General features: G+C 70.0%; 20 protein-coding genes. 8 read left to right on the forward strand and 12 right to left on the reverse strand.

What is annotated here, in order from left to right; translation table 11 throughout:
* Window positions 1–355: 355 nt before the first annotated feature.
* The 5 genes from D451_RS0120855 to D451_RS0120880 form a co-directional block, all read right to left on the reverse strand.
* Entirely contained in the window at window positions 356–1,360 is a 1,005-nt protein-coding gene (locus tag D451_RS0120855; RefSeq protein WP_014911637.1) for a Ppx/GppA phosphatase family protein, read from the reverse strand.
* The gene (locus tag D451_RS0120860; RefSeq protein ID WP_017535860.1) at window positions 1,357–1,941 is read right to left on the reverse strand and encodes a DUF501 domain-containing protein; all 585 of its coding nucleotides are present in this window, start codon (window positions 1,939–1,941) and stop codon (window positions 1,357–1,359) included. The genes D451_RS0120855 and D451_RS0120860 overlap by 4 nt, the downstream gene beginning before the upstream one ends.
* Window positions 1,942–2,026: 85 nt before the next feature.
* Window positions 2,027–2,401, reverse strand: coding sequence for an FtsB family cell division protein (locus D451_RS0120865; protein WP_014909423.1), 375 nt, complete (start codon window positions 2,399–2,401; stop codon window positions 2,027–2,029).
* 153 nt (window positions 2,402–2,554) lie between these two features.
* The gene (gene eno / locus D451_RS0120875; RefSeq protein ID WP_014909559.1) at window positions 2,555–3,838 is read right to left on the reverse strand and encodes a phosphopyruvate hydratase; all 1,284 of its coding nucleotides are present in this window, start codon (window positions 3,836–3,838) and stop codon (window positions 2,555–2,557) included.
* 102 nt (window positions 3,839–3,940) lie between these two features.
* Window positions 3,941–4,492 (reverse strand): TetR/AcrR family transcriptional regulator, encoded by a 552-nt coding sequence (locus D451_RS0120880; RefSeq protein ID WP_026125240.1) that lies wholly within the window; start codon window positions 4,490–4,492, stop codon window positions 3,941–3,943.
* A gap of 131 nt (window positions 4,493–4,623) precedes the next feature.
* Here D451_RS0120880 and D451_RS0120885 point away from each other — a divergent pair, with 131 nt between their 5' ends.
* Window positions 4,624–5,850 carry an FAD-dependent monooxygenase gene (locus D451_RS0120885; RefSeq protein WP_017535863.1) on the forward strand — a complete coding sequence of 409 codons (1,227 nt, stop codon included), beginning with the start codon at window positions 4,624–4,626 and terminating at the stop codon, window positions 5,848–5,850.
* Window positions 5,851–6,035: 185 nt separating this feature from the next.
* On the forward strand, window positions 6,036–7,442 hold the full coding sequence (locus D451_RS0120890) for an FtsW/RodA/SpoVE family cell cycle protein (RefSeq protein ID WP_234305817.1): 1,407 nt from the start codon (window positions 6,036–6,038) through the stop codon (window positions 7,440–7,442).
* A gap of 24 nt (window positions 7,443–7,466) precedes the next feature.
* Here D451_RS0120890 and D451_RS0120895 read toward each other — a convergent pair whose 3' ends face one another.
* The 3 genes from D451_RS0120895 to cysC form a co-directional block, all read right to left on the reverse strand.
* Window positions 7,467–8,837: a short-chain fatty acid transporter gene (locus tag D451_RS0120895; protein ID WP_026125242.1), complete on the reverse strand. Its 1,371-nt coding sequence runs from the start codon at window positions 8,835–8,837 to the stop codon at window positions 7,467–7,469.
* 140 nt (window positions 8,838–8,977) lie between these two features.
* Complete coding sequence (locus D451_RS0120900; RefSeq protein ID WP_014910474.1) at window positions 8,978–9,727, reverse strand: MazG family protein; 750 nt, start codon at window positions 9,725–9,727, stop codon at window positions 8,978–8,980.
* Between the two features lie 10 nt (window positions 9,728–9,737).
* Window positions 9,738–11,336, reverse strand: a complete 1,599-nt coding sequence (gene cysC, locus D451_RS26770; protein WP_017535866.1) for an adenylyl-sulfate kinase — start codon at window positions 11,334–11,336, stop codon at window positions 9,738–9,740.
* Window positions 11,337–11,740: 404 nt separating this feature from the next.
* Between cysC and mfd the strand changes: the two genes are divergently transcribed.
* Entirely contained in the window at window positions 11,741–15,349 is a 3,609-nt protein-coding gene (gene mfd, locus D451_RS0120910; RefSeq protein ID WP_017535867.1) for a transcription-repair coupling factor, read from the forward strand.
* 69 nt (window positions 15,350–15,418) lie between these two features.
* On the opposite strand, the gene D451_RS0120915 is transcribed toward mfd, so the two are convergent.
* On the reverse strand, window positions 15,419–17,026 hold the full coding sequence (locus D451_RS0120915; protein WP_017535868.1) for a cell division protein PerM: 1,608 nt from the start codon (window positions 17,024–17,026) through the stop codon (window positions 15,419–15,421).
* A gap of 173 nt (window positions 17,027–17,199) precedes the next feature.
* Between D451_RS0120915 and D451_RS0120920 the strand changes: the two genes are divergently transcribed.
* Window positions 17,200–17,718 carry a DUF1707 SHOCT-like domain-containing protein gene (locus D451_RS0120920; protein ID WP_014911177.1) on the forward strand — a complete coding sequence of 173 codons (519 nt, stop codon included), beginning with the start codon at window positions 17,200–17,202 and terminating at the stop codon, window positions 17,716–17,718.
* An 82-nt stretch (window positions 17,719–17,800) separates the two neighbouring features.
* Here the strand turns inward: D451_RS0120920 and sucD are convergent, their stop codons facing one another.
* From sucD to D451_RS0120935, 3 genes are all read right to left on the reverse strand, one after another.
* Complete coding sequence (gene sucD / locus D451_RS0120925) at window positions 17,801–18,679, reverse strand: succinate--CoA ligase subunit alpha (protein WP_014910114.1); 879 nt, start codon at window positions 18,677–18,679, stop codon at window positions 17,801–17,803.
* 13 nt (window positions 18,680–18,692) lie between these two features.
* Window positions 18,693–19,874 carry an ADP-forming succinate--CoA ligase subunit beta gene (sucC, locus tag D451_RS0120930; RefSeq protein WP_014910146.1) on the reverse strand — a complete coding sequence of 394 codons (1,182 nt, stop codon included), beginning with the start codon at window positions 19,872–19,874 and terminating at the stop codon, window positions 18,693–18,695.
* 366 nt (window positions 19,875–20,240) lie between these two features.
* Window positions 20,241–20,651, reverse strand: a complete 411-nt coding sequence (locus tag D451_RS0120935) for a cobalamin B12-binding domain-containing protein (protein WP_017535869.1) — start codon at window positions 20,649–20,651, stop codon at window positions 20,241–20,243.
* Between the two features lie 145 nt (window positions 20,652–20,796).
* Here D451_RS0120935 and D451_RS0120940 point away from each other — a divergent pair, with 145 nt between their 5' ends.
* The 4 genes from D451_RS0120940 (at window position 20,797) to D451_RS0120955 (ending at window position 24,480) form a co-directional block, all read left to right on the forward strand.
* Entirely contained in the window at window positions 20,797–21,114 is a 318-nt protein-coding gene (locus D451_RS0120940) for a hypothetical protein (protein WP_026125243.1), read from the forward strand.
* A 65-nt stretch (window positions 21,115–21,179) separates the two neighbouring features.
* Window positions 21,180–22,673, forward strand: coding sequence for a DNA-3-methyladenine glycosylase 2 (locus D451_RS0120945; protein ID WP_148281695.1), 1,494 nt, complete (start codon window positions 21,180–21,182; stop codon window positions 22,671–22,673).
* Window positions 22,670–23,251, forward strand: a complete 582-nt coding sequence (locus D451_RS0120950) for a methylated-DNA--[protein]-cysteine S-methyltransferase (RefSeq protein ID WP_014908244.1) — start codon at window positions 22,670–22,672, stop codon at window positions 23,249–23,251. The genes D451_RS0120945 and D451_RS0120950 overlap by 4 nt, the downstream gene beginning before the upstream one ends.
* Before the next feature lie 191 nt (window positions 23,252–23,442).
* On the forward strand, window positions 23,443–24,480 hold the full coding sequence (locus tag D451_RS0120955) for a M23 family metallopeptidase (protein WP_017535872.1): 1,038 nt from the start codon (window positions 23,443–23,445) through the stop codon (window positions 24,478–24,480).
* Window positions 24,481–24,535 lie beyond the last annotated feature (55 nt).

Genomic DNA, 24,535 nt, shown 5'->3' on the forward strand with positions numbered 1-24,535 from the left:
GGTTCATTCTGTGGCGCCTTGTCCCAAGGGCCGAGAAGAGTGTCACGGTCTTCGTTCGGCCCGTCGTACGTCGCCGGGTCCGCCTTCAGGCCGTGTTTCCTGACCTGTTGGAAGCTGCTTGTGCATTCTTTCACAAGCACCTCCCCACAGAGAAGGTTCACATCCCTCTGCCTTCGCACCATCTCTCAACTCGGACGATGGATATCATTGCAGGTCAGATGGGTTGTGAACGCATTCACAAGTGCCCTTCGGGTGACCCTTCTCACCCGTGGGCCCAGGTGCGAGCTCCCCGAAAGTCCCTACCGGAACGTCCGGAATGCCCTTTCGAGGAGGTTACGCGGTCGTGGATTCGGTTTTACTCCCGACCCTCCCCCACCGCGATGAGGCTCCAGGCGACACCGTCCAGGATGTCGTGCTCACTCGCGGTGAAGTGGTCGGCGCCCGTGCGCTCCAGCACACGGGACAGCACCAGGGCGCCCGCCCCGATGACGTCGACCCGGCCGGGGTGCATCACTCCGATCTCCGCGCGCTCGGCGTGCGTGGAGCGCAGCAGCCCATCGGTGATGCGGTTCAGGTCGGAGACGGAGACCCGCGTGTGGTGGATCCGCTCCGAGTCGTACTCGGGCAGGTCGAGAGCGATCCCGGCGACCGTGGTCGCGGTACCGGCCACGCACACGACCGAACCGGCCTCGCGCAGCGGAACGACCTTCTCGACCTCGTCCAGCGCGGCGTCGATGTCGGCGGTGGCGGCGGCGATCTGCTCGGCGCTCGGCGGATCCGAGCGCAGGTGCCGCTCGCTCATGCGCACACAGCCCACGTCGACCGACAGGGAGGCCTCGACCAGGTCGTCGTCCTCGGACGCACCGCCCAGCACGAACTCCGTGGAGCCGCCGCCGATGTCGACCACCAGGAAGGGCGGGGAGAAGTCCTGGTCGGCCTCTCCCTCCGCCGCCGCGGCGTCCAGCTCCGCCGTGGCGCCCACGAAGGACAGTTCGGCCTCGTCCAGGCCGGTGACGACCTCGGGCTCCACACCGATGATCTCGCGGACCCCGTCCACGAACACCTGACGGTTGCGGGCGTCCCGGGTGGCGCTGGTGGCGACCATGCGCACGGTGTCCGGCCCCAACGGGATCCCGTAGGCCTCGATGGCCTCCGCGTAGCCGCGCAGCGCCTCGAAGGTGCGCTCCAGCGCCTCGGCGGAGAACTCGCCGGTCTCGTCCACGCCCTCGCCCAGACGCACGATCTCCATGCGCCGGTCGGCGTCGACCACCTGGACCTCGTCACCGTCCAAGGCCACGACGTCGGCGATCAGCAACCTGATCGAGTTGGTTCCGCAGTCGATCGCCGCGACACCGCTCATGACCGGTCCGTCCCTTCATCGCCCTCGGAGGCGTTCTCGTCCACGCACACGCACGGACCCTTGTCCCACCAGTCGGGAAGCTCCCTCAACGCCTCCGCGCCGAAGGGGTTGGTCCCCGGAGCGGCCAGTTCGTGGCCGACCAGCGCGTGCAGACACTTGACCCGGGTGGGCATCCCCCCGGTGCTCTGCATGCCCTCGGGGAGCGGCTCCACGCCGTCACGTCGGGCCTGCTCGGCCCGCTCGGCCAGGTAGGACTCGTGCGCCTCGGTGTAGGCCGCCCGAAGTTCGGGCTCCTCGGCCAGACGCTCCTGCATCAGGCGCATCCGGCCGTCGTTCTCCAGCCGCCCGATCGCCGAGGCGGCGCGCGGGCAGGTCAAGTAGTACAACGTCGGGAAGGGGGTGCCGTCTTCCAGGCGGGGGGCGGTCTTCACCACATCGGGGAGACCGCAGGGGCAGCGGTGCGCGACGGCACGGACCCCGCGCGGGGTTCGGCCCAACTGGAGTTCGATCGCGGCGAGGTCCTCTGCGGAAGCGGGACCGCCGTCGGTGTGCCCCGGAACGGGCTGATCTGCGGAAGTCATGACCCCACCAGCATAGGTGTAATCGGCGGCGGGAGTCGCCCCGTACGTCACACCCGGAGGGCCGTGAAGGGCGTCTCCGGGCCGCTCAGAGCCCCTCGTCGGGGTCGGGACGGTCGGCCTCCTCCACCGAGCGCCACAGCTCGGTGAACCAGGGGTCCTTGGGCTCGGAGGGGTCGATCTCCTCCTCGTCCTCGGCACCGGGACGGATGACGATGTAGGCGGTCTCGTCCGGGTATTGGAAGTGGAGGCGGGCGCGGGCCTCGCGTTCGACGTAGGCCTCGTCCTTGAGCGCCTCCTCGCGCTCGCGCAACTCGGCGACGTTGTCCTCCATACGCGTGCGCTCCTCCCTCAACTGGGAGATCTGCGCGCGCTGCATGATGTACTCGCGCAGCGGATAGGCCAGGCTCAACGCGATCACGCAGATCACGAGGGCGAGGATCGCCGCCCGGCTGGTGAGCATGGGCCGCACCCGAGGGGTGCGGCCCGCGCTCGTGTCCTTCTTGGTCGCCTTGGACCCCGCTTTCGAGGCAGCGCCCTGCCGGGACTTGTCGGCTTTGGTCGACTTCCGGGACTTTGTGGGCGGCTGCTTGGTTTCGCGGGACACTGGGGCAGACTAGCCGCGCTTGGCGAACCTCGGGAAGGCCGACACGCCCGCGTACACGGCGGCGTCGTCGAGTTCCTCCTCGATGCGCAGCAACTGGTTGTACTTGGCGACCCGCTCACTGCGCGCCGGGGCACCGGTCTTGATCTGGCCGGCGTTGGTGGCGACCGCGATGTCGGCGATGGTGGTGTCCTCGGTCTCGCCGGAACGGTGGCTGATCATCGCCGTGTAGCCGCTGCGCTGGGCGAGGGAGACCGCGTCCAGCGTCTCGGTCAGGGTGCCGATCTGGTTGACCTTCACCAGGAGCGAGTTGGCGGTGCCGGAGAGGATGCCGCGCTGGAGACGCTCGGGGTTGGTGACGAACAGGTCGTCCCCGACCAGCTGGACCTTGTCGCCGATCTGGTCGGTGAGGGTCTTCCAGCCGTCCCAGTCCTCCTCGTCGAGGGGGTCCTCGATGGAGACCAGCGGGTAGGCGTCGACGAGCTCCGCGTAGTAGGCGCTCATCTCCTCGGCGGTGCGGGTCTTGCCCTCGAAGGTGTACACGCCGTCGGAGTACAGCTCCGTGGCGGCCACGTCCAGGGCCAGGGCGATGTCCTCACCGACCTTGTAGCCGGCCTTCTCGATCGCCTCGACGATCAGGTCCAGGGCGGCGCGGTTGCTCTCCAGGTCGGGGGCGAACCCGCCCTCGTCACCGACGCCGGTGCCCAGGCCGTGGGCCTTCAGGACCGACTTCAGGGAGTGGTAGACCTCGGTGCCCCAGCGCAGGGCCTCGGAGAAGGTCGGGGCCCCGATCGGCGCGACCATGAACTCCTGGATGTCGACGTTGCTGTCGGCGTGCGCGCCACCGTTGAGGATGTTCATCATCGGCACGGGCAGCACGTGCGCGTTGGGGCCGCCGATGTAGCGGAACAGGGGCAGGCCGGCCTCCTCGGCGGCGGCCTTGGCCACGGCCAGGGAGGCGCCGAGGATGGCGTTGGCGCCGATCCGGGACTTGTCCGGGGTACCGTCCAGGTCGATGAGCGCCCGGTCGATGATGCGCTGCTCGTCCGGGGTGTGGCCGAGCAGCTCGTCGGCGATCTCGTCGTTGACGGCGGTGACGGCCTTGGTCACTCCCTTGCCGCCGTAACGGTCGCCGCCGTCGCGCAGCTCGACCGCCTCGAACTTGCCCGTGGAGGCGCCGCTGGGGACACCGGCCCGGGTGATGGTCCCGTCGTCGAGCAGGACCTCGACCTCGACTGTCGGGTTGCCCCGGGAGTCAAGGATCTCCCGCGCCTGTACTGACTCGATGGACGCCACGATCTCTCCGTCTCTTCGGTGTCTGGGTCCACTCTCTCCGGACCCGGACACGAGACTAGCGACCCGCGCTCCGATCGGTGGAGCCCACCCACCCGGATTGGTCTAGTCCATATCGGACATGCCGACTCTCAGAGCGGCCAGGGCGATCTCCACGGCCCGCCCGCGATGGAGTGTCGCCTCCTCCGCCGGCATCAGGACGGCGATGTCCTGGATGCCTCCCAAGGCGGCCACGGCCCCCATGCGCGCGGGGATCGGCGCGTCCTCCCCGACCAGGGCGACGTCGAGCCGTCGTCGCCAGGCGACCACCTCCTCCACCAGTCCGCTCTCGCTCAACCCCGCGAGGTCGTGGAGGAGCGTGACCATGAGAGTGCTGTGGCGCACACAGAGGTCGAAGTAGGCGCCCAGGACCTCGCGCGGTTCGTCGGCCCGCCCGTCGAAGCGTTCGGCCAACCCCATGGCGTCCTGTCGCAGCGGCTCGGACAGGGCCCGCAGCAGATCCCGTTTGGACGGGTAGTGGTAGTACAGCGCGGCCTTGGTGATGTCCAGGCGTTCGGCGATCTCCCGCAGGCTCGTCCGCTCATAGCCCTGCCTGCCGAACAGTTCCAGGGCCACCTCTCCGATCCGGGCCCTCGTATCGTTCTGCGCCCTGGCCACCCTGATCACTCCCGTCGCTCGCCTTCGGGCCCCGAGTCTATCCGCAACCTGCCGACCGGTAAGTTACTTGACGCCCGGTAAGTAACGACCTAGTTTGAGGGCCCCACGACCCAAGGAGCTCTGACGGCACCATGACCGCCGTTCGAACCGTCCTCGTCTCCGGAGCGAGCATCGCGGGCCCCGCCCTCGCCCACTGGCTCCATCGATACGACATCCGCGCCACGGTGGTGGAGAAGGCGCCCGCCCCGCGTATGGGCGGACACGCGATCGACGTCCGAGGCGCCGCCGTCGACGTCGCCGAACGCATGGGGGTCCTGGACTCCCTGCGCGCCTCCGTCACCGAGACCGGCAGGGTCGTCTTCGTCGACACCCGGGGACGCCCCTACGCCGATATCGCCTCGACCATGGGCTCCGGCGACGACCGATCCCTGGAGGTCGTGCGCGGCGACCTGACCCGTATCCTGCACGAGCCCACCGTCGAACACACCGAATACCTCTACGACGACTCCATCACCGCGCTGGAGGAGACCCCCGAGGGCGTCCGGGTATCCTTCCGACGCTCCGAGCCCCGCCTGTTCGACCTGGTCGTGGGCGCCGACGGGCTGCACTCCGAGACCCGGAGACTGACCATGGGTCCCGAGGACGACCACGCCCGGTACATGGGCGCGCTCATCTGCATCGGCGGTGTTCCCGACCGGCTCGGCCTGGACCGGGAGGCCCGGCTGTACAACGAACCGGGGCGGGCCGCGGGGATGATCCGCTCACCGCGCTTCGACGGGGCCAAGGGCATCGCGCTCCTGCACGCCCCCGACCTGAACGGCATCGACCGCGCCCCCGAGGCCGACCAGAAGGCGTTCCTGCTCGAACGCTTCGCCGGGGCCGGTTGGGAGTGCGATCGGCTCCTGGAGGACCTGACCCACAGCCCCGACTTCTATTTCGATTCCATCAAGCAGATCCACCTGGACCGCTGGCACCGGGGGCGGGTCGTCCTGCTGGGGGACGCCGCTCACTGCCCCTCCCCCATGTCCGGCCAGGGCACCACCCTGGCCATGGTCGGTGCCTACGTCCTGGCCCTGGAGCTGTCCCGACACGAACGGCTCGTGTCCGCTCTGCACGCCTACGAGACGCGCATGCGCCCCTATGTGAAGGCAAACCAGGAGATCGCGGACACGGGGATCGGCTTCCTCGCGCCGCGCACCCGGCTCGGCCTCACCGCGCGCAACACCCTCCTCCGTTTCGGCGGGCTCCTGACCCGCCTGTCCGGCCTGGATCGTCGGGTGGTCGAGACGGCCGAGGCGATCGACCTGGACGCGCGCCCGCCCGCGGACATGGCCGAAGGGAGCGATGAGGGGCACTGACCGCCCTCTCCGCCCGGTTCCGGAATGCGAACCGCCCGGAACCGGCCACTTACCTCGATCCGACGTATCGCCCGTTTATAGTGCGAATCTCGGGCCCCGATCCTCCCGCGGAGCCGTCAGGGAACCTCGCGCGAACGGTGGGGACGAAAGTGGCCGATCCTCGAAGCGAAGCCGTGGACGGGGCGATGCGCCCGGTCCCCCAACGCGGGGCCGAACTGGCCCTGCTCCTCGCCTCGCTCGGCGCCACCGCCGCGGCCCTGGGGTCCGCCTCCCTGGCGATCACCGGCGGTATCGACCCGGCGGTGGTCACCTACCTGGTGGTCATCGGTGTGGGATCCCTGGTCCTGCACGTGCTGTTGCGCTTCACCGCGCCCTACGCCGACCCGATCCTGCTCCCTGTCGCCACCGCGTTGAGCGGGCTCGGCATCACGATCATCTGGGCGTTGCAGATGTCACGGGGCTCGGAACCGGCGCACACCGAGGCCGACCGACAGCTCATGTGGACCCTGGCGGGGATGACGCTGTGCGCGCTCACGATCCTGTTCGTACGCCGGCCCCGCCGGTTGACCCTGTACACCTACCTGATCGCCCTGGCCGCGCTGATCCTGCTCCTGCTCCCGCTCTCGCCCCTGGGACACGAGGTGCTCGGCGCGCGGCGGTGGATCGCTCTGGGCCCGTTCACGGTGCAGCCCTCGGAGTTCGCCAAGGTGCTGCTCGTCATCTTCCTCGCCTCCTACCTGGGGCGGCGGCGTGAGGTCCTGGCCCTGGTCACCCGCACGTTCCGGATCGGCGGGGTGAAGGTGTTCAGCGCCCCGCGCGCCCGGGACCTGGCCCCGATGGGGGTGGGCTGGGGTCTGGCGATCCTGCTGCTGGTGGGCACCAAGGACCTGGGCACCTCGCTGCTGCTGTTCGGCACGTTCCTGGCGGTCCTGTACGCGGCCACGGCCCGCAAGTCCTGGGTGCTGATCGGGTTGGTGGCCTTCTCCGCCGGCGCCTACGTGGCCTATCTGCTGTTCGGGCACGTGCGCAACCGGGTGGAGATCTGGATGCACGCCTTCGAGCCGGAGGTCTACGACGCGCCCGGCGGCAGTTTCCAGGTGGTGGAGGGGATGATCGCCCTGGCCTACGGCGGACTGCTGGGCACCGGCTTCCACGCCGGACACGCCCAGGAGATCTTCGCCTCCGATAGCGACCTGATCCTGGTCTCGGTGGGCGAGAAACTCGGGGCGACGGGGCTGATCGCGGTGTTGGCGCTGCTGTTCCTGTTCGCCCAGCGGGCGTTCCGGATCGCTCTGGGGAGCCGGGACGTCTTCCTCAAGTTGACGGCGTTGGGCTATGGGTTCATCACCGCGTTCGACGTGTTCATCGTGTTGGGCGGCGCCACCCTGATCATCCCGCTGACGGGCATGACCACACCGTTCATGTCGGCGGGCGGGTCCGCGCTGATGGCCAACTGGCTCATCGTCGGCCTGTTGTTGACCATCAGCGAGACCGCCCGCCGTCCGCAGGAGTCGTTCAGCGCGGGCCTGGCCCCGGGCGACCCGGCGACCGAGGTGATCGACGTGCGCGACGTTCCCGGCGGGGCGCGGTAGGTCGCGCCTCCCGCCACGAGTGCGTCAGGTGAGGAAGGTGATGCACAGGGAGGCCACGACGATGGCGAAGATCATCACCACGGCCGTGTATCCGAGCACCTGGCCCGCCCTGAGCCTGGCCAGGGCCAGCAGCGGCAGCGCCCAGAAGGGCTGGATGCCGTTGGTGAGCTGGTCGCCCATGCCCACCGCCATCACACCCACGCCGGGTGCGATCCCCAGGGACTCGGTGGCCCCGATGACGACGGGTCCCTGGACCGCCCACTGGCCGCCGCCGGAGGGGACCGCGAAGTTGACCAGGGCGGCGCTCATCAGGGCCCAGAAGGGATAGGTGAACGGGGTGGAGAAGGAGATGAACCACTGGGTGATGATCTCCAGCAGCCCGGAGCTGTCCATGATGCCCATGATCCCGGCGTAGAACGGGAACTGGACGATCACCGCCGCGGCGGTCTTGGCGCCCTCGGCGGCGGCCGTCGAGTAGCTCGCCAGGGTGCCGTGCAGCCCCAGACCGGCCATGAGGAACGTGAAGTTGAGCAGGTTGATGTCCATGCCCACGACACCGTCGGTGACCAGGGCGGGGACGAGGTGGACCAGGCCGACCGCGACCACCGCGTAGACCAGGATCCGGCTGTGCATGAGGCGCTGGGCCGGGGAGAGGGCACGGATCTCGGTCCGGGTGGGGCTCGGGCCCAAGACACCGGAGCCCCGGTCGCCCTCGGCGTCGGGCTCGTCGCGGGCGTCGTCGATCTCCTCGACCTCTCCCGCCTTGGGGTGCATGCTCATCAGCAGCAGCGGCGCCCCGACGATGACGACCACGAGGAAGACCAGGTTGAACGGTTGGAAGATGGTCTCGCTGAGCGGGACCAGACCGATCTGGCCCTCCAGGAAGTGTCCTGGGGTGTTCACCAGCAGTGGCGCCGACCCGGACAGGCCGCTGTGCCAGACCATCAGTCCGAGGTAGCCGCCGGCCACCAGCAGCGGGAAGTGTACCTTGATCCCGCGGTCCTTGCAGGAGCGGGCCACCTCCACGGCCAGCAGGGCGCCGGCGATGAGGCCCAGACCCCAGTGGACGATGCCGAGCAGGGCGGCCCCCAGGGCGGTGACGCCCACGGCGGACATCGGCCCCCTGGCCAGCCCCGCCACCCGGACGATGGCCCTTCGGGCCGGTGGCGAGGAGGCCAGGGCGTAGCCGGTGACCAGCACGAGGGTCATCTGCATGCCGAACTCGAGCAGGTTCCAGAACCCGCCGTACCAGTCCCCGACCAGTTCGACCGGGGTCCGGTCGGTCAGGAACAGCGCTATCCCGAAGACCAGGCCGGACAGGATGACCGCGAAGACGAAGGCGTCCGGCACCCAACGGGTGCTGAACGCCGCGAGGGCGTTACCGAAACGACGCATGGTGCTCCACTCTGCGTGGACCTCGGGGCCGGCACGAGGACGGAGGGCGCCGGAACGGAGGAACCCGAGGTCGGGAGCACTGTGTTCCACGTCATACTTCAGCGTCAATACTGATCAGCGCGATTTGAGGGTTTTTGAGGTTACCTGTCGGTTTTCGACCAGTAGGTTCGCCACTCCTCGGCGCTCAGCTCACGGGGCTCTCGACCATCGGCGCGCGCGGCCTCCTCCGCCGCCCTGACCCGACCGTCGAACCTGCGCGCCGCCGCGCGCAGATCGGTCTCGGCGTCCCGCCCCCGGCCCCGCTCGGTCGCCACCGCGGCGAACAGCTCGCCACCCTCGGCGCCGTCGTCGCCCACCAGATCGGCGGGGAACCCGTTGCGCACCGCGCGTTTTTGGAGCTCGTAGGCCAACAGCACCGCGGGCTGGGCGAAGGGCACCCCGTCCAGCACCGAGGACTCCCCCGAACCACCGGCGGCACGGGCCTTCTCCGCCCGCTCGGCCGCCTTGATGGCCTCCCAGTTCGACCGCACCTCGTCACTGCCCGACACCTCCGCCCCGCCGAACACGTGCGGGTGACGTCGGGTCATCTTGTCGATGATGGCGTCGGCGACATCGTCCACGGTGAACCGCGCCGGATCCCCCTCGGGCCGCTCCGCACCGATCGCCGCGTGGAAGACCACCTGGAGCAGGACGTCGCCCAACTCCTCGCGCAGCAGGGCGTGATCGCCCTCCTCGATGGTCTCCAGGGTCTCGTAGGACTCCTGGATCAGATACTTCGCCAAGGACTCGTGGGTCTGGGAGGAGTCCCACGGGCACTCCCGCCGCAGCGTCTCCATCACCTCCACCAGGCGCAGCACCCGATGGCCCGCGGGCCGGACGTCGTCCGTCATCGATCCTCACTCACGTACTGGTCGGGTCCGGGAGCCAACCGCCCTCGCGCAGCGCCGCCATCACCGCGGCCACCGACTCGGCCGGATCGGCGTCCACCGTGTCGACCACCAGGTCGGCGTCGACCGGTTCCTCGTAGGGGCCGGAGATCCCGGTGAAGTCGGGGATCCTACCGGCCCGGGCCTCGGCGTACAGGCCCTTGCGGTCACGAGCCTCGCACACCTCCAACGGCGTGGCCACGTGCACCAGGAAGAAGTCCCCGAACTCCTCCACCATGGCACGCACCTCGGCCCGCCCCGCCTCGTACGGGGCGATCGGCGCGCACACCGCCACCCCACCGTGCCGGTTGATCTCCGAGGCCACGTAGCCGATCCGTCGGATGTTGAGCTCACGGTCCTCACGGGAGAAGGTCAGCCCCTTGGACAGCATGCGACGCACCACGTCACCGTCCAGGAGGGTGACCGGACGTCCCGCCCGCCGGATCCCGTCGCACACGCCGCGGGCGATGGTCGACTTGCCCGAGCCGGACAGCCCGGTGAACAGCAGGGTGAGACCGCGCTCGGTCCGGGCCGGCCGCAGACGGGCCAGCTCCGCCCCGACCCGGGCCGGGGTGAACCAGGAGGGAAGCTCCCGGCCGTGCGCCAACTCGTTCTCCACCTCGTCGTCGGAGGGCTCACGTCGTGCCCGCCCCGGATCGACGCTGGTGAACGGCTTCCACAGTTCCTCACCCGAGTCGTACCGCCACGGTTCGGGGTCCAGGACCGTCAAAGGCGGACGCAGCGCCATCACCCGCTCGACCTCGGGTCCGCGCCCACCGGCCTCCAGCAGCATGTGGGTGGCGCCGTAGGCGGCGGCCACATGAGCGGCCAGAGCGGCGTCGCGCTCGGTCCACTCACCACCGAAGGGACCCGACCCGCGCCTGCTCGACCGGGGCAGGGTGGCCACCACGAACACGCTCCGAGGAGGCAACAGGGGTTCTGCCGCCAGCACCGCCGACGCCGCGCCCTCGTCCTCCAAGGGGGCGTCGATGATCACGAGCACCTCGGCCCGACCGCCGTCACGCCCCAGCGCGTCGGCCTCGGCCCGGATCTGGTGCAGGGCCCGATGGTGCAGCGGACGATCGGTCACCACCGCCAACAACGGCTGGTGGGCGGTCGGATCGAGCTCACGCTGAGCCCGCACCTCGGCCGGGGTGACGCGCAGTTCCCGCAGCGCCCCGTACATCGCCGGACGCGACATGGTGACGTCACCGGCCAACCGGTGGACCACCGGGGCGGCCTCGTCTCCCTCCGAACCCTTCCAGTGCTCGCCCACCGCCAGTTCCGCCAGCGGAGCGCCCTCCGGGTCGGTGAGGATCAACCGATCCTCTCCCGCGAGCCCCTCCGGCACCTCCAACGTGACCGGAACCGGCCAGGGACGACCGTCGAGAAGACGGCCCCGGACCTCGATCGATTCGGCGTCCTCGCGCCCCATGAAACCGGGGAACGGATAGGCCCCGTTGAGAACGAGTTCCAGGTGGGCGAGACCGTCGGGCCCCGGAGCGAACACCGGGGCGGTCCGACGACCGGGCTCCCGGTCCGATCCGCCCGCCTGCCTGTGCACACTCACCACGTACGCCCTCCCTCTGGATGGTCCCGGATCGCCCCCAGAGTAATCCCGTCCGAACCTCCGCCCAGGAGCCGAGTCACCGAAATCGGAAATAGTGGCAGCTCATAGTGGGTTCTGGTCATCGTGCCCCGTCGTCGTCCCCACCGAAACCGGTGCGGGAGGAACGACCCGAAACGGTCGACGACGACCCCGCGCACCCGTCCCCCACGCCGCCTCCGGACTGGATAAGCTGAAAGGAGACCGGGTGGTACACACCCATCCGACGCGCGGCCGCCCAGCTCACGTGCGGCCCACCCGTGCCTGGACGGGTCACCGAGGGGACCCGCGGCCGTGATCGTCTCCACCACCGCCACCGCACGTACCGCAGGACGCGACGCCTGAACCGGACCACTTCACTCTCTGGTGCTATGAGCCTTACTGGACTTCTCGCCGACGTCTCCCGGGACCCGGCCCTGCACAGCGCGATCGAGACCGCCCGGGGCGGCCGCGATCCCCATCTCGACCTCGTCGCCCCGGCGGCACTGCGCCCCTTCATGGTGGGCGCGCTGGCGGCCGACGCGCCCGTGGGCGCCGCTCGACCGGTCCTCGCCGTCACCGCCACCGAACGTGAGGCCGCCGACCTGACCGACGCGCTGGGCTCGCTGCTGCCCGCCGACTCGGTCGCGCTCTTCCCCGCCTGGGAGACCCTGCCGCACGAGCGCCTCTCCCCTCGGTCGGACACCGTCGGGCGCCGGCTGGCGGTCCTGCGCCGCCTGGCCCACCCCGACCCCTCGGACCCGCTCACCACACCGCTGCGCGTGGTCGTCGCCCCGGTCCGCAGCGTCCTCCAACCGCTGGTGGCCGGGCTCGGCGACCTCGAACCCGTACGGATCCGCCCCGGGGACGAGGTGTCGCTCGAAGAGGTCGTCGACTCCCTCACCGGCACCGGATACGCCCGCGTGGACCTGGTCGAGAAGCGCGGCGACATGGCCGTCCGCGGCGGCATCCTGGACGTCTTCCCGCCCACCGAGGAACACCCGCTGCGGCTGGAGTTCTGGGGCGACACCGTCGAGGACATCCGCTACTTCCAGGTCGCCGACCAGCGCTCCATCAGCCCCGAGGGAGAGAACCACGACCCGCGCGGCGGCGCCGCCTCCGGACTGTTCGCTCCGCCCTGCCGTGAGCTGCTGCTCACCGACACCGTCCGCGACCGCGCCCGCGCCCTGGCCGAGGAGCACCCCTCCCTGGCCGAGGTCCTCCTCAAGATCGCCGACGGCGTGACCGTCGAGGGCATGGAGGCGTTCGCCCCCGTCCTCGCCGACCGCATGGAACCGTTCCTCACCTACCTGGCGAAGAACGCGATGGTGGTGGGCTGCGACCCCGAACGCATCCGCACCCGCGCCCTGGAACTGGAGGCCACCAGCGCCGAGTTCCTGGACGCCTCCTGGATCAACGCCGCCTCGGGCGGCGAGGCCCCCATCGACCTCGGCGAATCGGCGTACATGTCCATCGCCGAACTGCGCTCGATCGCCTCCGACCTCGACCTGCCCTGGTGGGGTCTGACCCCGTTCAGCGCGGGCGACGAGGACACCGGGACCGCCGAGGAGGACGACGCGGTGGTCGTGGGCGCCGTGCCCGCCGACTCCTACCGCGGCGACACCGAACGCGCCCTCGCCGACATCAAGGGCTGGCTGCACGACAACTGGAGCGTCGTGCTGGTCACCCAGGGCCACGGCCCGGCCGAACGTCTCGTCTCGATGCTGCGCGACGCCGGCCTGGGCGCGAGCCGGACCGACGACCTGGACCGGCCCCCGAAGGAGGCCGTCGCCACCGTCACCACCGGCCTGGTCGACCACGGCTTCCTCCTGCGCTCGGTACACACGGTGGTGCTCACCGAGACCGACCTGGTGGGGCAGCGCTCCTCCACCCGGGACATGCGCCGCATGCCCAGCCGCCGCAGGGGCACCGTCGACCCGCTCCAGCTCAAGCCCGGCGACTACGTCGTACACGAACAGCACGGTGTGGGCCGCTACCTGGAGATGGTCAGCCGCCAGATCCAGGGCGCCACCCGCGAGTACCTGCTCATCGAGTACGCGCCCTCCAAGCGGGGCCAGCCCGGAGACCGCCTCTTCGTCCCCACCGAACAGCTCGGCGAGGTCACCCGGTACGTGGGCGGCGAGGCGCCCACCCTGTCCAAGATGGGCGGCGCCGAGTGGAGCAAGGCCAAGAGCAGGGCCCGCAAGGTCGTCCGCGAGATCGCCGGCGACCTCATCCGCCTGTACTCGGCCCGCCAGGCCTCCCCGGGACACGCCTTCGGCCCGGACACGCCCTGGCAGCGCGAGCTGGAGGACGCCTTCCCCTACGTGGAGACGCCCGACCAGCTGGCCGCCATCGACGAGGTCAAGAAGGACATGGGCAGGTCCGTTCCGATGGACCGGCTGATCTGCGGCGACGTCGGCTACGGCAAGACCGAGGTGGCCGTTCGCGCCGCCTTCAAGGCGGTCCAGGACGGCAAACAGGTCGCCGTGCTGGTGCCCACCACCCTGCTGGTCCAACAGCACCTGTCGACGTTCACCGAGCGGTACGCCTCCTTCCCCGTCACCATCAAGCCGATGTCGCGGTTCCAGACCGACGGCGAGGTCGAGGTCACCCGCGAGGGGCTGCGCACCGGTGAGGTCGACGTGGTCATCGGCACCCACCGTCTGCTCTCCCAGGAGACCCGCTTCAAGGACCTGGGCCTGGTCATCATCGACGAGGAGCAGCGCTTCGGCGTGGAGCACAAGGAGGCGCTGAAGCGGCTGCGCACCCAGGTGGACGTGCTCGCCATGTCGGCCACCCCCATCCCCCGCACCCTGGAGATGGGCCTGACCGGCATCCGCGAGATGACCACCATCCTCACGCCGCCGGAGGAACGTCACCCGGTGCTGACCTTCGTGGGCCCCTACGAGGACAAGCAGATCACCGCGGCGATCCGACGCGAACTGATGCGCGAGGGCCAGGTTTTCTTCGTGCACAACCGGGTGGCCTCCATCGACAAGGTGGCCGCCTCCATCAAACGCCTGGTCCCCGAGGCCCGCGTGGCCTACGCGCACGGCCAGATGAACGAGCAACAGCTCGAAAAGGTGATGGTGGACTTCTGGGAGAAGAACTTCGACGTCCTGGTCTCCACGACCATCGTCGAGTCCGGCCTGGACGTGCCCAACGCCAACACCCTCATCATCGACCGCGCCGACACCTACGGCCTCTCCCAGCTGCACCAGCTCCGGGGCCGGGTCGGACGCGGCCGCGAACGCGCCTACGCCTACTTCCTCTACCCGCCGGAGAAACCGCTCACCGAGACCGCCTACGAGCGGCTCGCCACGGTGGCCCAGCACACCGAGACCGGCGCCGGCATGTACGTGGCCATGAAGGACCTGGAGATCCGCGGCGCCGGCAACATCCTGGGCGCCGAGCAGTCCGGGACCATCGCCGGGGTCGGCTTCGACCTGTACGTGCGCATGGTCGGTGAGGCCGTGGCCGAGCTCAAGGGCGACCCGGAGGCCGCCGAGGAGATCGAGACCAAGGTCGAACTGCCCATCAACGCGCACATCCCGCACGACTACGTACCGGGTGAACGGCTCCGTCTCCAGTCGTACAAGCGCATCGCGAGCGTGACCGGAGAGGAGGACATCCTCTCCGCCTACGAGGAGCTCACCGACCGCTACGGCGCCCCGCCCCAGCCGGTGAACAACCTGATGGCGGTGGCCCGATTCCGGGTCCTGGCCCGCTCGGCGGGCCTGGCCGACGTGGTCATGCAGGGCAACCAGATCCGCTTCTCCCCCGTGGAGCTGCGTGAATCCCAGGAACTGCGTCTGCGCCGGATGTATCCCAAGTCGATCTACAAGGAGAGCACCAGGACCCTCCTGGTCCCGGTCCCCAAGGCCGGCGGGATCGGCGGCAGGCCGCTGCGCGACCTGGAACTGCTCAAGTGGTGCACCGACCTGGTGAACGCCATCTTCGAGCCCGAGAAGCGCCGTCCCCGGCCGCCGGCCGAGTAGGCGGACCGACGGAACACGAAGGGCACGGCCACCGGGCCGTGCCCTTCGTCGTACCTGCGCAGGCCCCTCTCAGGACCGAGGGGCGGGGTCCACGTCCTCCGGAGCGGCCTCGTAGGTGATGCCGTACATCTCCTCCTCGGAGGGCTCGTCCGAAGCGCCACGACGCCACCGACCGCCCTTGTCCTCCCGACGCCGAGAGCGCAGCTCCCTGCGGGCCTCCTTACGGGCACGCCGCTCCAGGGAACGATCGTGCCTGCGCGCCTTCCGACGGCGCCGCAGTTCGGCACGGCGCTCGGCGATACCGGCCTCCTCCGGTTCCGCCCCCTCCCCGGGCTCATCGTCCTCACGGGCCCGGAGCGGGGTGACCGTGGCCAGGCCCTTGCCCACCGGAACGTCCGGCGGCAGCTCCACCGCCACGGGAGCCCCGTCGGAGACCTTCTCCGGAACGGAGACCTCGTTCCGGGGGGCGGCCTCGCCCCCACGGCGCGGTTCCCGCGTGTACCACCAGTTGGCGACCCACGCCGCGACGGCCGCGGCCACGCCCACCTCCAGGGCGGCCACCAGCCCCACCTGCCAGGCGGACGGGCCCACATCGGTCATCCTCTGGGCGCCGAGGGAACCCCCCGCCACCCCCGCCAGGGCCGCGTACAGGATGCCCGTGGTCACCCCGCACACGAACCCCCACAACGGGGCCGCCTCGCTCACCACGTCCGGAGCGCTGCGCTGGGTCAGCACGCCACCGATGGTCCCGGCCAGGAACGGCACCGCCAACGCCGCCAACGACAACATCGGCGCCGCCCCGTTGGCGGGCACCGCCGCCAGCAACGGCAGGGCCGGCAGGGCGCCCACCGACACCCCGGTCGGCGCCACCACCGTCTCCGCGCCCAGCGCGAACCCCGGACCGAGCGAGTAGCAGACCGCGAAGATCACCGCGTTCGGCAGGTAGGCCAACTGGACGATCAACAGCAGCGCGCCGCCGACCACACCGGGGGCCAACGAGCGGGTGATGGCGATCGCGTCCGGCAGGGAGAACGCCAACGCCGCCAGGAACAGCACCACCCCGCCGGCCAGCAGCGTGCCCGCCGACATCAGCATCCCCACCATGAGCGAACGCGTACGGTCCGGCATCAGGGCGAGCAGATCACCCGCCGCGACCCCCTTGTCCCGCATGAGTTGACGGAGCACCCCCGCTCCCCCGGAGATGAACGCGATCACGAAACCCATCAGCAGAGCGCGCGGCATGCTCGGCTCGACCACATCGGTGCGCGCGAGCAGGGCGAGCGTGCCCGCGATGGCCGCGTAGGGGCCGGCGATGGCCAGCGCGGCCCGGTACACGTGCCGCAGCCGCCCGATCTCGCAGTTACGGGCCAGCCAACGCCCGAACCGGTACAACAGCAGCCCGGGCAACAACACCAGCCCCATGGGCAGCAGACTGATCTGCCCTTCGGGGATGGCGAAGGAGACATGGTGGCCCACCAGCCAGGCCAGGACGGCCCCGCGCAGCAGATCGGCGATGTCCTCACCGAAGGTGTCATGGGGCGCGGCCACCCAACCGACCATGGTGAACGTGACGATCACCGCCACGCCGATACCGGCGGCGGAGGCGGCGGCTATCCCACCCGTGGAATAGATCGGGCGGGGCTCGGCCGTGTCGGCGGCGGTGCCCGTCTTCGACACTCGGCCTCGGTCAGGGGGAGTTCCTGGCGTACTCACCCGACTTATGCTGCCAGGGACCGGAATGCTCCGTGGTATCCCCGCCGCGCGTGTCGTACCCGCGTCGGAGCCGCGGAACCGGGAACGAAGAAGATACGTCCCAGGACGTACGACCCCTGCCCCCGCGAAGGAACCCCATGACAGAGCCGACACCCGGCCGCGGTTACCGCCTCTCCGACGCCGAACGCGACGAGGCCCTGCTTCATCTGCGCACGGCTCTTCAAGAGGGACGGCTGGATCTGGACGAGCACGAACGCCGCTCCGAGACCGCCCTGCACGCGATCACCGACACCGACCTGCGTCCGCTCTTCGACGACCTGCCTCGAGCCCTGTGGCCCGCCTCCATGGTCGACGGCCCCACCGCGGAGAACGCCCCCGTGCCTTCGAAGAGCCCCGCGCCCCCGGCCGAACGGGACGACGACCACGACGAGGTCGACCGCAAGAACCCCGGAAGGAACGTCGGCGCGCTCATGGGGTGGGGAGGGTTCCTGCTCCTGGTGTGGGGCGTCCCCACCTTCATCGGCGGGGACATCACCTCCATCGCGGTCTTCCTGGGTGTCTTCTGCCTGATCGTGATCGGCCCCCTCGTCGGCCAGATCGCCTACAACCGCCGTCACGGGAAACGGGGCGGCCCCCGGGAGATCGACGAAGGCTGACCCCGGTACACGAACGGCTCCGCCCCACCACCGGAGAACGGTGACGGGGCGGAGCCGTGTTCGACCCGAGGGTCGAGGAACCCTAGAAGAGCTCGCGCGCCAGACGGGCGGTCTCGCTCGGGGTCTTGCCGACCTTGACGCCGACGGCCTCGAGGGCCTCCTTCTTGGCGGCGGCCGTACCGGAGGAACCGGAGACGATGGCGCCGGCGTGGCCCATGGTCTTGCCCTCCGGGGCGGTGAAGCCCGCGACGTAGCCGACGACCGGCTTGGTCACGTTGTCCTTGATGAAGTCGGCGGCACGCTCCTCGGCGTCGCCACCGATCTCACCGATCATCACGATCACGTCGGTGTCCGGGTCCGCCTCGAAGGCGGCCAGGGCGTCGATGTGGGTGGTGCCGATGATCGGGTCGCCACCGATGCCGACGGCGGACGAGAAGCCGATGTCGCGCAGCTCGTACATCATCTGGTAGGTGAGCGTGCCCGACTTCGAGACCAGGCCGATACGGCCCGGCTTCGTGATGTCGGCCGGGATGATGCCGGCGTTGGACTGACCCGGGGTGATGAGACCGGGGCAGTTCGGGCCGATGATACGGGTCTTGTTGCCCTTGGAGCCGGCGTAGGCCCAGAAGGCGGCGGTGTCGTGGACCGGGATGCCCTCGGTGATCACGACGGCCAGACCGATCTCGGCGTCGATGGCCTCGATGACGGCGTCCTTGGTGAACTTCGGCGGAACGAAGATCACGGTGACGTCGGCGCCGGTGGCCTCCATGCCCTCGGCGACGGAGCCGAAGACCGGCACCTCGGTGCCGTCGAAGTCGACCTTCTGACCGGCCTTGCGCGGGTTCACGCCACCGACGATGTCGGTGCCCGAAGCCAGCATCCGGCGGGTGTGCTTGGTGCCCTCAGAGCCGGTCATGCCCTGGACCAGCACCTTGCTGTCCTTGTTCAGGAAGATAGCCATGGTGTCCTGTCCCCTACTTCGCCGCGAGCTCGGCGGCCTGAGCGGCGGCGCCGTCCATAGTGTCGACCCGTCGAACGGCCGGGTGGGCGCGATCGTCGAGGATCTTGCGGCCCAGCTCGGCGTTGTTGCCGTCCAGACGGACGACCAGCGGCTTGCTGACGTCGTCGCCGCGCTCCTCCAGAAGCTCCAGCGCCTGGACGATGCCGTTCGCGACGGCGTCGCAGGCGGTGATGCCACCGAAGACGTTGACGAACACGCTCTTGACGGCGGGGTCGCCCAGGATGATCTCCAGGCCGTTGGCCATGACCTCGGCCGAGGCGCCGCCACCGATGTCGAGGAAGTTGGCGGGCTTGACCCCACCGTGCTCCTCACCGGCGTAGGCGACCACGTCCAGGGTCGACATGACCAGACCGGCACCGTTACCGATGATGCCGACCTCGCCGTCGAGCTTGACGTAGTTGAGGCCCTTGGCCTTGGCGGCGACCTCCAGGGGGTCGCCCTCCTCGGCGAAGGTCAGGCTCTCCAGGTCCTGGCGGAACTCGGCGTTCTCGTCCAGGGTCACCTTGCCGTCGAGGGCGACGACCCGGCCGTCCTTGGTCAGGATGAGCGGGTTCACCTCGACCAGGGTGGCGTCCTTGCCGACGAAGGCGTCCCACAGCTTGGTGATGACCTCGGCCGCACCGGCGGCGGCGGCCTCGGGCAGCTTGCCCGCCTTGACGATCTCGGCGGCGATGTCCGCCGGAGCGCCCTGCAACGCGTTGATCGAGATCTTCGCGACGGCGTCGGGGTTGGTCTCGGCGACCTCCTCGATCTCCATGCCGCCCTCGGCGGAGCAGATGGAGAGGAAGTCACGGTTGGCGCGGTCCAGGAGGAAGGAGAAGTAGTACTCCTCGGCGATGTCACTCGCCTCCTCGACCAGGACACGGTGGACCGTGTGGCCCTTGATGTCCATTCCGAGGATCTGCTCGGCCTTGGCCTGAGCGTCCTCGGGGCCCTCTGCGACCTTGACGCCGCCGGCCTTACCACGGCCACCGGTCTTGACCTGGGCCTTCACGACGACGCGGGGCTTGCCCGCGGCGGCGAACTCATCAGCGATGGCACGCGCCTCAGCGGCCGTGCTCGCCACCTTCCCCTGGGGTACGGGAACCCCGTACTCTGCGAAGAGTTCCTTCGCCTGGTATTCGAACAGGTCCACGAGGGTCCGTCCTTGTAACTCGCTGGCTCAAGTGTGTACCGGGGTGGCGTGTCCGGATCGGCGGTGACGCACGAAGGGCGTGTCACACGACACCGACCCCATGAGGGTCGAGCCGCCTACTCAAGATCGAGATCGCCGCGGCGTTGCCACCCGCGACATGCGCAAAGCTTAGTCGCCCGGGATCCCGCGATCTGACACCGGGGCGACGTTCTCCCGGTGCCCCTGCGCACAAAAGCCGCTCATGCGGCGCTCCATCCACGTTCACGTGGGAAAATCTGTGACCAGAGACACGGCGGATAACACACTTCGGGGACGTTTCACCCCTGGAGGGGCACCCGCCCGAGTGCGATCAACGTCACGGAGCCCTCAGACGGTGTGCGACGGACGGATGTTCTCCCGGACCCAGTCGGCGATCTCCTCGGTGGGCGCTCCCGGCGTGAAGATCCGGGCCACCCCCATCCCCTCCAGCTCGGCGATGTCGGCCTCGGGGATGATCCCCCCGCCGAACACCTTGATGTCGGTGGCGTCGTTCTCGCGCAGCAACTCCATGACCCGACCGAACATGGTCATGTGGGCGCCCGACAACACCGACAGTCCGATCGCGTCGGCGTCCTCCTGGAGCGCCGCGGACACGATCATCTCCGGGGTCTGCCGCAGGCCGGTGTAGATGACCTCGACACCCGCGTCGCGCAGGACCCGGGCCACGATCTTGACCCCTCGGTCGTGCCCGTCCAGTCCCGGCTTCGCGACGACGACACGTGCGGTGGCCTCGGCCATGACTAACCCCTCACTACGTTCCCCGTCCACACCCGGCACCCCTTGTGGGGGCTCCCCGGGCGCCGGGGAGGAGATGATGAACTCCTGAGCAGAGTAACGCAGGTCACCCATGGGTGGCGGGCACGGGTGCGGGTATCTTCCGTCCATGGACGACAACGTCAACGGTTTCGCGAACACCAGCACCGAGGACCTGCGCGAACGCGCCATCGAACTGGCGCGGCAACGGTGGGACGTACGGTTCTTCTGGAAACTGCTCGGTCTCATCCCCGCGGCCGAGGCGGTCGCGGGCAACACGGACGCCAGCGAGGCGAGCGTCGCCCAGGTCTCGGGACTCCTCTACGAGGCGCTCTCCTCGGAACAGGACCCGAAGGTGCAGGAGGCCCTGCGCCCGGTCTACATCCAGTACCTCGTGGAACACGACGCCGCCCCCGAGATCACCGGGGAGACCGACCGGGGCGCCTGACCCGACCTCCATGTCCGAAAACCGCCGGCGGAGCGTCACCCCGCTCGGCGAACATGGGTGGCGTGATGGACGACGAACAGCGCTACCGCGCGGTGCACAGTAGAGACGCCCGATTCGACGGGGTGTTCTACACGGCCGTGCTCACCACCGGCGTCTACTGCCGCCCGAGCTGCCCCGCGATCACCCCGCTGCGAAGGAACGTCCGCTTCTACCGATCCGCCGCCGCGGCCCAGGAATCGGGGTTCCGCGCCTGCAAGCGCTGCCGCCCCGACACCGTTCCCGGTTCTCCCGAATGGAACCTGCGGGCCGACGTCGTGGGCCGCGCCGTCCGACTCATCAGGGACGGTGCCGTCGACCGGGGCGGCGTGGGCTCCGTGGCCGCCGCCCTGGGCTACAGCGAACGCCAGCTGAACCGTCTGCTCACCGGCGAGACCGGCGCGAGCACCCTGGCCCTGGCCCGGACCGAGCGCGCGCACACCGCGCGGATCCTGGTGGAGACCACCGACATGCCGATGGCCGACGCCGCCTTCGCCGCCGGATTCTCGAGCGTCCGCCAGTTCAACGAGACCATGCGCGCCGTCTACGACCGTTCCCCGAGCCGTATGCGCGAGGCGGCGGCCGGCCGGGCCACCGCGACCGGCTCCGGCACGATCACCCTGCGCCTGCCCTACCGAAGCCCCATCGACCTGGAGGGCACGCTCGCCTTCCTCGGGGACCGGGCCGTCCCCGGCGTCGAGGAGTACACGGACGGGATCTACCGACGCGCCCTCCGGCTCCCGCACGGAACCGGAACCGTCGAACTCTCCCCCGGGACCGGCCGGGCCGGTGGGCACGTGGCCTGCCGCCTGCGCCTGACCGACCCCCGTGATCTGGCCGGCGCGGTCCGACGCTGCCGCGACCTCCTGGACCTGGACGCCGATCCGGAGGCGGTCGCCGACGTCCTCGGAGCCGACCCGATCCTGGGCCCGACCCTGCGCGCGCACCCGGGCGTACGCTCCCCGGGTCAGGTGGACCCGGCCGAGCCCGCCTTCCGCGCCGTCCTCGGTCAACAGGTCTCGGTCCGAGCGGCGCGTACTCTGGCGGGACGGCTGGTGGAACGGTTCGGACGTCCCTTGGAGACCCCCGACGGGGGTCTCACCCACACCTTCCCCACGCCTGAGGACCTGGCGGCGGCGAGCCCGGACGACCTTCCACTGACCAGGGCGCGGAGCCGGGCCCTGGTCGGACTGGCCGAGGCGATCGCCTCCGGCCGGATCGACCTGGGGCCGGGCTGCGACCGGGACGAGGCGGAACGACGGCTGGTGGAACTACGCGGTATCGGTCCCTGGACCGCCCGATACACCAGAATGCGCGGGCTCGGCGACCCGGACGTGTTCCTGGAGACCGACCTGGGGGTCCGGCAGGCCTTGGAGAGGTCCGGCGAGACGGCGACCCCCGCGGCCGCGCGCGCCAGGGCCCGGGACTGGAGCCCTTGGCGTTCCTACGCCACCCACCTGCTATGGGCGTCGTCCACCGGGATGGAAGAACGACGGAGCCGAGAGGAACGACGAGGACGATGATCCACACCGACCAGGAGACCCTCCCACTGGACCTGCCCGAGGCGACGGAACCCGCCAGGGTGCCGGCGGTCCGTTTCCGGACGCCCCTGCCGGGCCCCACTCGGTACGCGACCATGGACTCCCCCTTGGGCGAACTACTGCTGTTCGGGGACGGCGAGTCCCTGGGAGGCGTGTGGACGCTCTCCAAGGACGAGAGCCCACGCCGGATCCCCGAAGGCTGGATCGCCGACGCCGCGCCCTTCGTCGAGGTCGAACGGCAGTTGAACGCCTACTTCGCCGGAGAGTTGCGCGAGTTCGATCTGCCTCTGGCCCCGGCCGGGACCGCCTGGCAGCTCCGGGTGTGGCGGGCCCTGACCACCATCCCGTACGGGGAGACCACCGGCTACGGTCGGCTCGCCGAGGAACTGGGCCGGCCGACCGCCTCCCGTGCGGTGGGCACGGCCAACGGCCGCAACCCCATCAGTGTGATCGTGCCCTGCCACCGGGTCATCGGGGCCGACGGGAGTCTCACCGGCTACGCGGGCGGGCTGGAGAGAAAGCGTCACCTTCTCTCCCTGGAGGGCGTGCGTCCCAGGTGAGACGGGGTCCCGAGGTGTCGTGAACCGAACGGCGAGCGGCACTCGGTACCGATCTCGCGCGAACCGAACGTTCCCCGATCCTTCATCGTCTGCCCCTCTTGTCCGCCCCCGGGACCCCGGTTACTCTGCGGTAGCCACGATCGAAGGTTGTGGTGTCATACCCCGTTCCCTCGACTCCCCCAGGAGAGGCGTTGACACTGCCCACCCCCACCCCCCGATTCCTTCCCGCCGGCACTCTCGCGTTGACCGCGGCCGCGGCGCTCGTCGTCTCGACGGTCGTGCCCGCCTCCGCGGAACCGGCCATCGAGCCCTACACCGCCGCGGACAACGTCGAGATCATCTTCGACGCGACGGAGGTGGACGTTCCCGGAGCATCGTCCGCCTTGGACGCGGAGGACGCCCTGGCCGAGTCCGTCATCGACGACGTCCTGGACTTCCGATCCACCGAACTCTCCACCCTGGACGCCCAGGACCGTGACGTCCGCGTGGACATCCGGGAGACCTCCGACGACGCGGCCTTCGGGGTCGCCATCGTCACCGCGCCCGAGGTCGAGGGCGAGGAGCCCTACGCCTGGCTGTTCGCCGCCGAACTCGACTCCGACGGTTGGGAGGTCGGCCTGGAGGGGACCGAGGAGTTCTCCGAGATCCTCGCCGGCTCCGACCTCATGGACACGGAACAGCGTGAGACCGTGGCCGCCTCCACCGACCCCGAGCAGATCTCCCTCATGGCCTACACCGGGGTCGGTCTGCCCTTCTCCATCGGCACCTCGATGGTGATGACCGGCGGCCCGCACGGCTTCAGCTCCGGTCCGCCCTACAGCTCGGTGGACTTCGCCGGCGGCAACGGTCAGGCCCGGGCGGCCCGAGGCGGCTACGCCTACTCGTTGTGCAGCGGCTGGACCCGCGTCATCCACGACAACGGCTACTCCACGGACTACTACCACCTGGAGGACTACCAGTGGCTGCCCGGTAACAACGTCGGCGTCGGCCACTACCTGGGCACCCAGGGCAACAGCCTCTGCGCCGGTGGCTCCACGACCGGCGCGCACATCCACTTCGCCCTGCGCGCCTACACCGACCCGAACGCCGCGGGCTGGTACGTCGGCCTGGGTGGTCGCACCCTGGGCGGTTGGACCTTCGTCGAGGGCGCCTCCTACGGCGGTTACGCCTACCGCGACGGTGTCGGCACCGTCTACCCGGGCGGTTCCCTGTACAACTACGGGTTCTGATCGACCCTCACCCTCGGGCGGGGCCGGACGGCGGAGAATGATCCGCCGTCCGGCC

The sequence above is a fragment of the Nocardiopsis alba DSM 43377 genome (assembly GCF_000341225.1).
Lineage (GTDB): Bacteria > Actinomycetota > Actinomycetes > Streptosporangiales > Streptosporangiaceae > Nocardiopsis > Nocardiopsis alba.

Coding starts and splice junctions, on each gene's coding strand:
- D451_RS0120855 (WP_014911637.1), bottom strand. CDS start 1,360: ATGAGCGGTGTCGCGGCGATCGACTGCGGAACCAACTCGATCAGGTTG.
- D451_RS0120860 (WP_017535860.1), bottom strand. CDS start 1,941: ATGACTTCCGCAGATCAGCCCGTTCCGGGGCACACCGACGGCGGTCCC.
- D451_RS0120865 (WP_014909423.1), bottom strand. CDS start 2,401: ATGCTCACCAGCCGGGCGGCGATCCTCGCCCTCGTGATCTGCGTGATC.
- D451_RS0120885 (WP_017535863.1), top strand. CDS start 4,624: ATGACCGCCGTTCGAACCGTCCTCGTCTCCGGAGCGAGCATCGCGGGC.
- D451_RS0120890 (WP_234305817.1), top strand. CDS start 6,036: ATGCGCCCGGTCCCCCAACGCGGGGCCGAACTGGCCCTGCTCCTCGCC.
- D451_RS0120895 (WP_026125242.1), bottom strand. CDS start 8,837: ATGCGTCGTTTCGGTAACGCCCTCGCGGCGTTCAGCACCCGTTGGGTG.
- D451_RS0120900 (WP_014910474.1), bottom strand. CDS start 9,727: ATGACGGACGACGTCCGGCCCGCGGGCCATCGGGTGCTGCGCCTGGTG.
- mfd (WP_017535867.1), top strand. CDS start 11,741: ATGAGCCTTACTGGACTTCTCGCCGACGTCTCCCGGGACCCGGCCCTG.
- D451_RS0120920 (WP_014911177.1), top strand. CDS start 17,200: ATGACAGAGCCGACACCCGGCCGCGGTTACCGCCTCTCCGACGCCGAA.
- sucD (WP_014910114.1), bottom strand. CDS start 18,679: ATGGCTATCTTCCTGAACAAGGACAGCAAGGTGCTGGTCCAGGGCATG.
- D451_RS0120935 (WP_017535869.1), bottom strand. CDS start 20,651: ATGGCCGAGGCCACCGCACGTGTCGTCGTCGCGAAGCCGGGACTGGAC.
- D451_RS0120940 (WP_026125243.1), top strand. CDS start 20,797: ATGGACGACAACGTCAACGGTTTCGCGAACACCAGCACCGAGGACCTG.
- D451_RS0120945 (WP_148281695.1), top strand. CDS start 21,180: ATGGACGACGAACAGCGCTACCGCGCGGTGCACAGTAGAGACGCCCGA.
- D451_RS0120950 (WP_014908244.1), top strand. CDS start 22,670: ATGATCCACACCGACCAGGAGACCCTCCCACTGGACCTGCCCGAGGCG.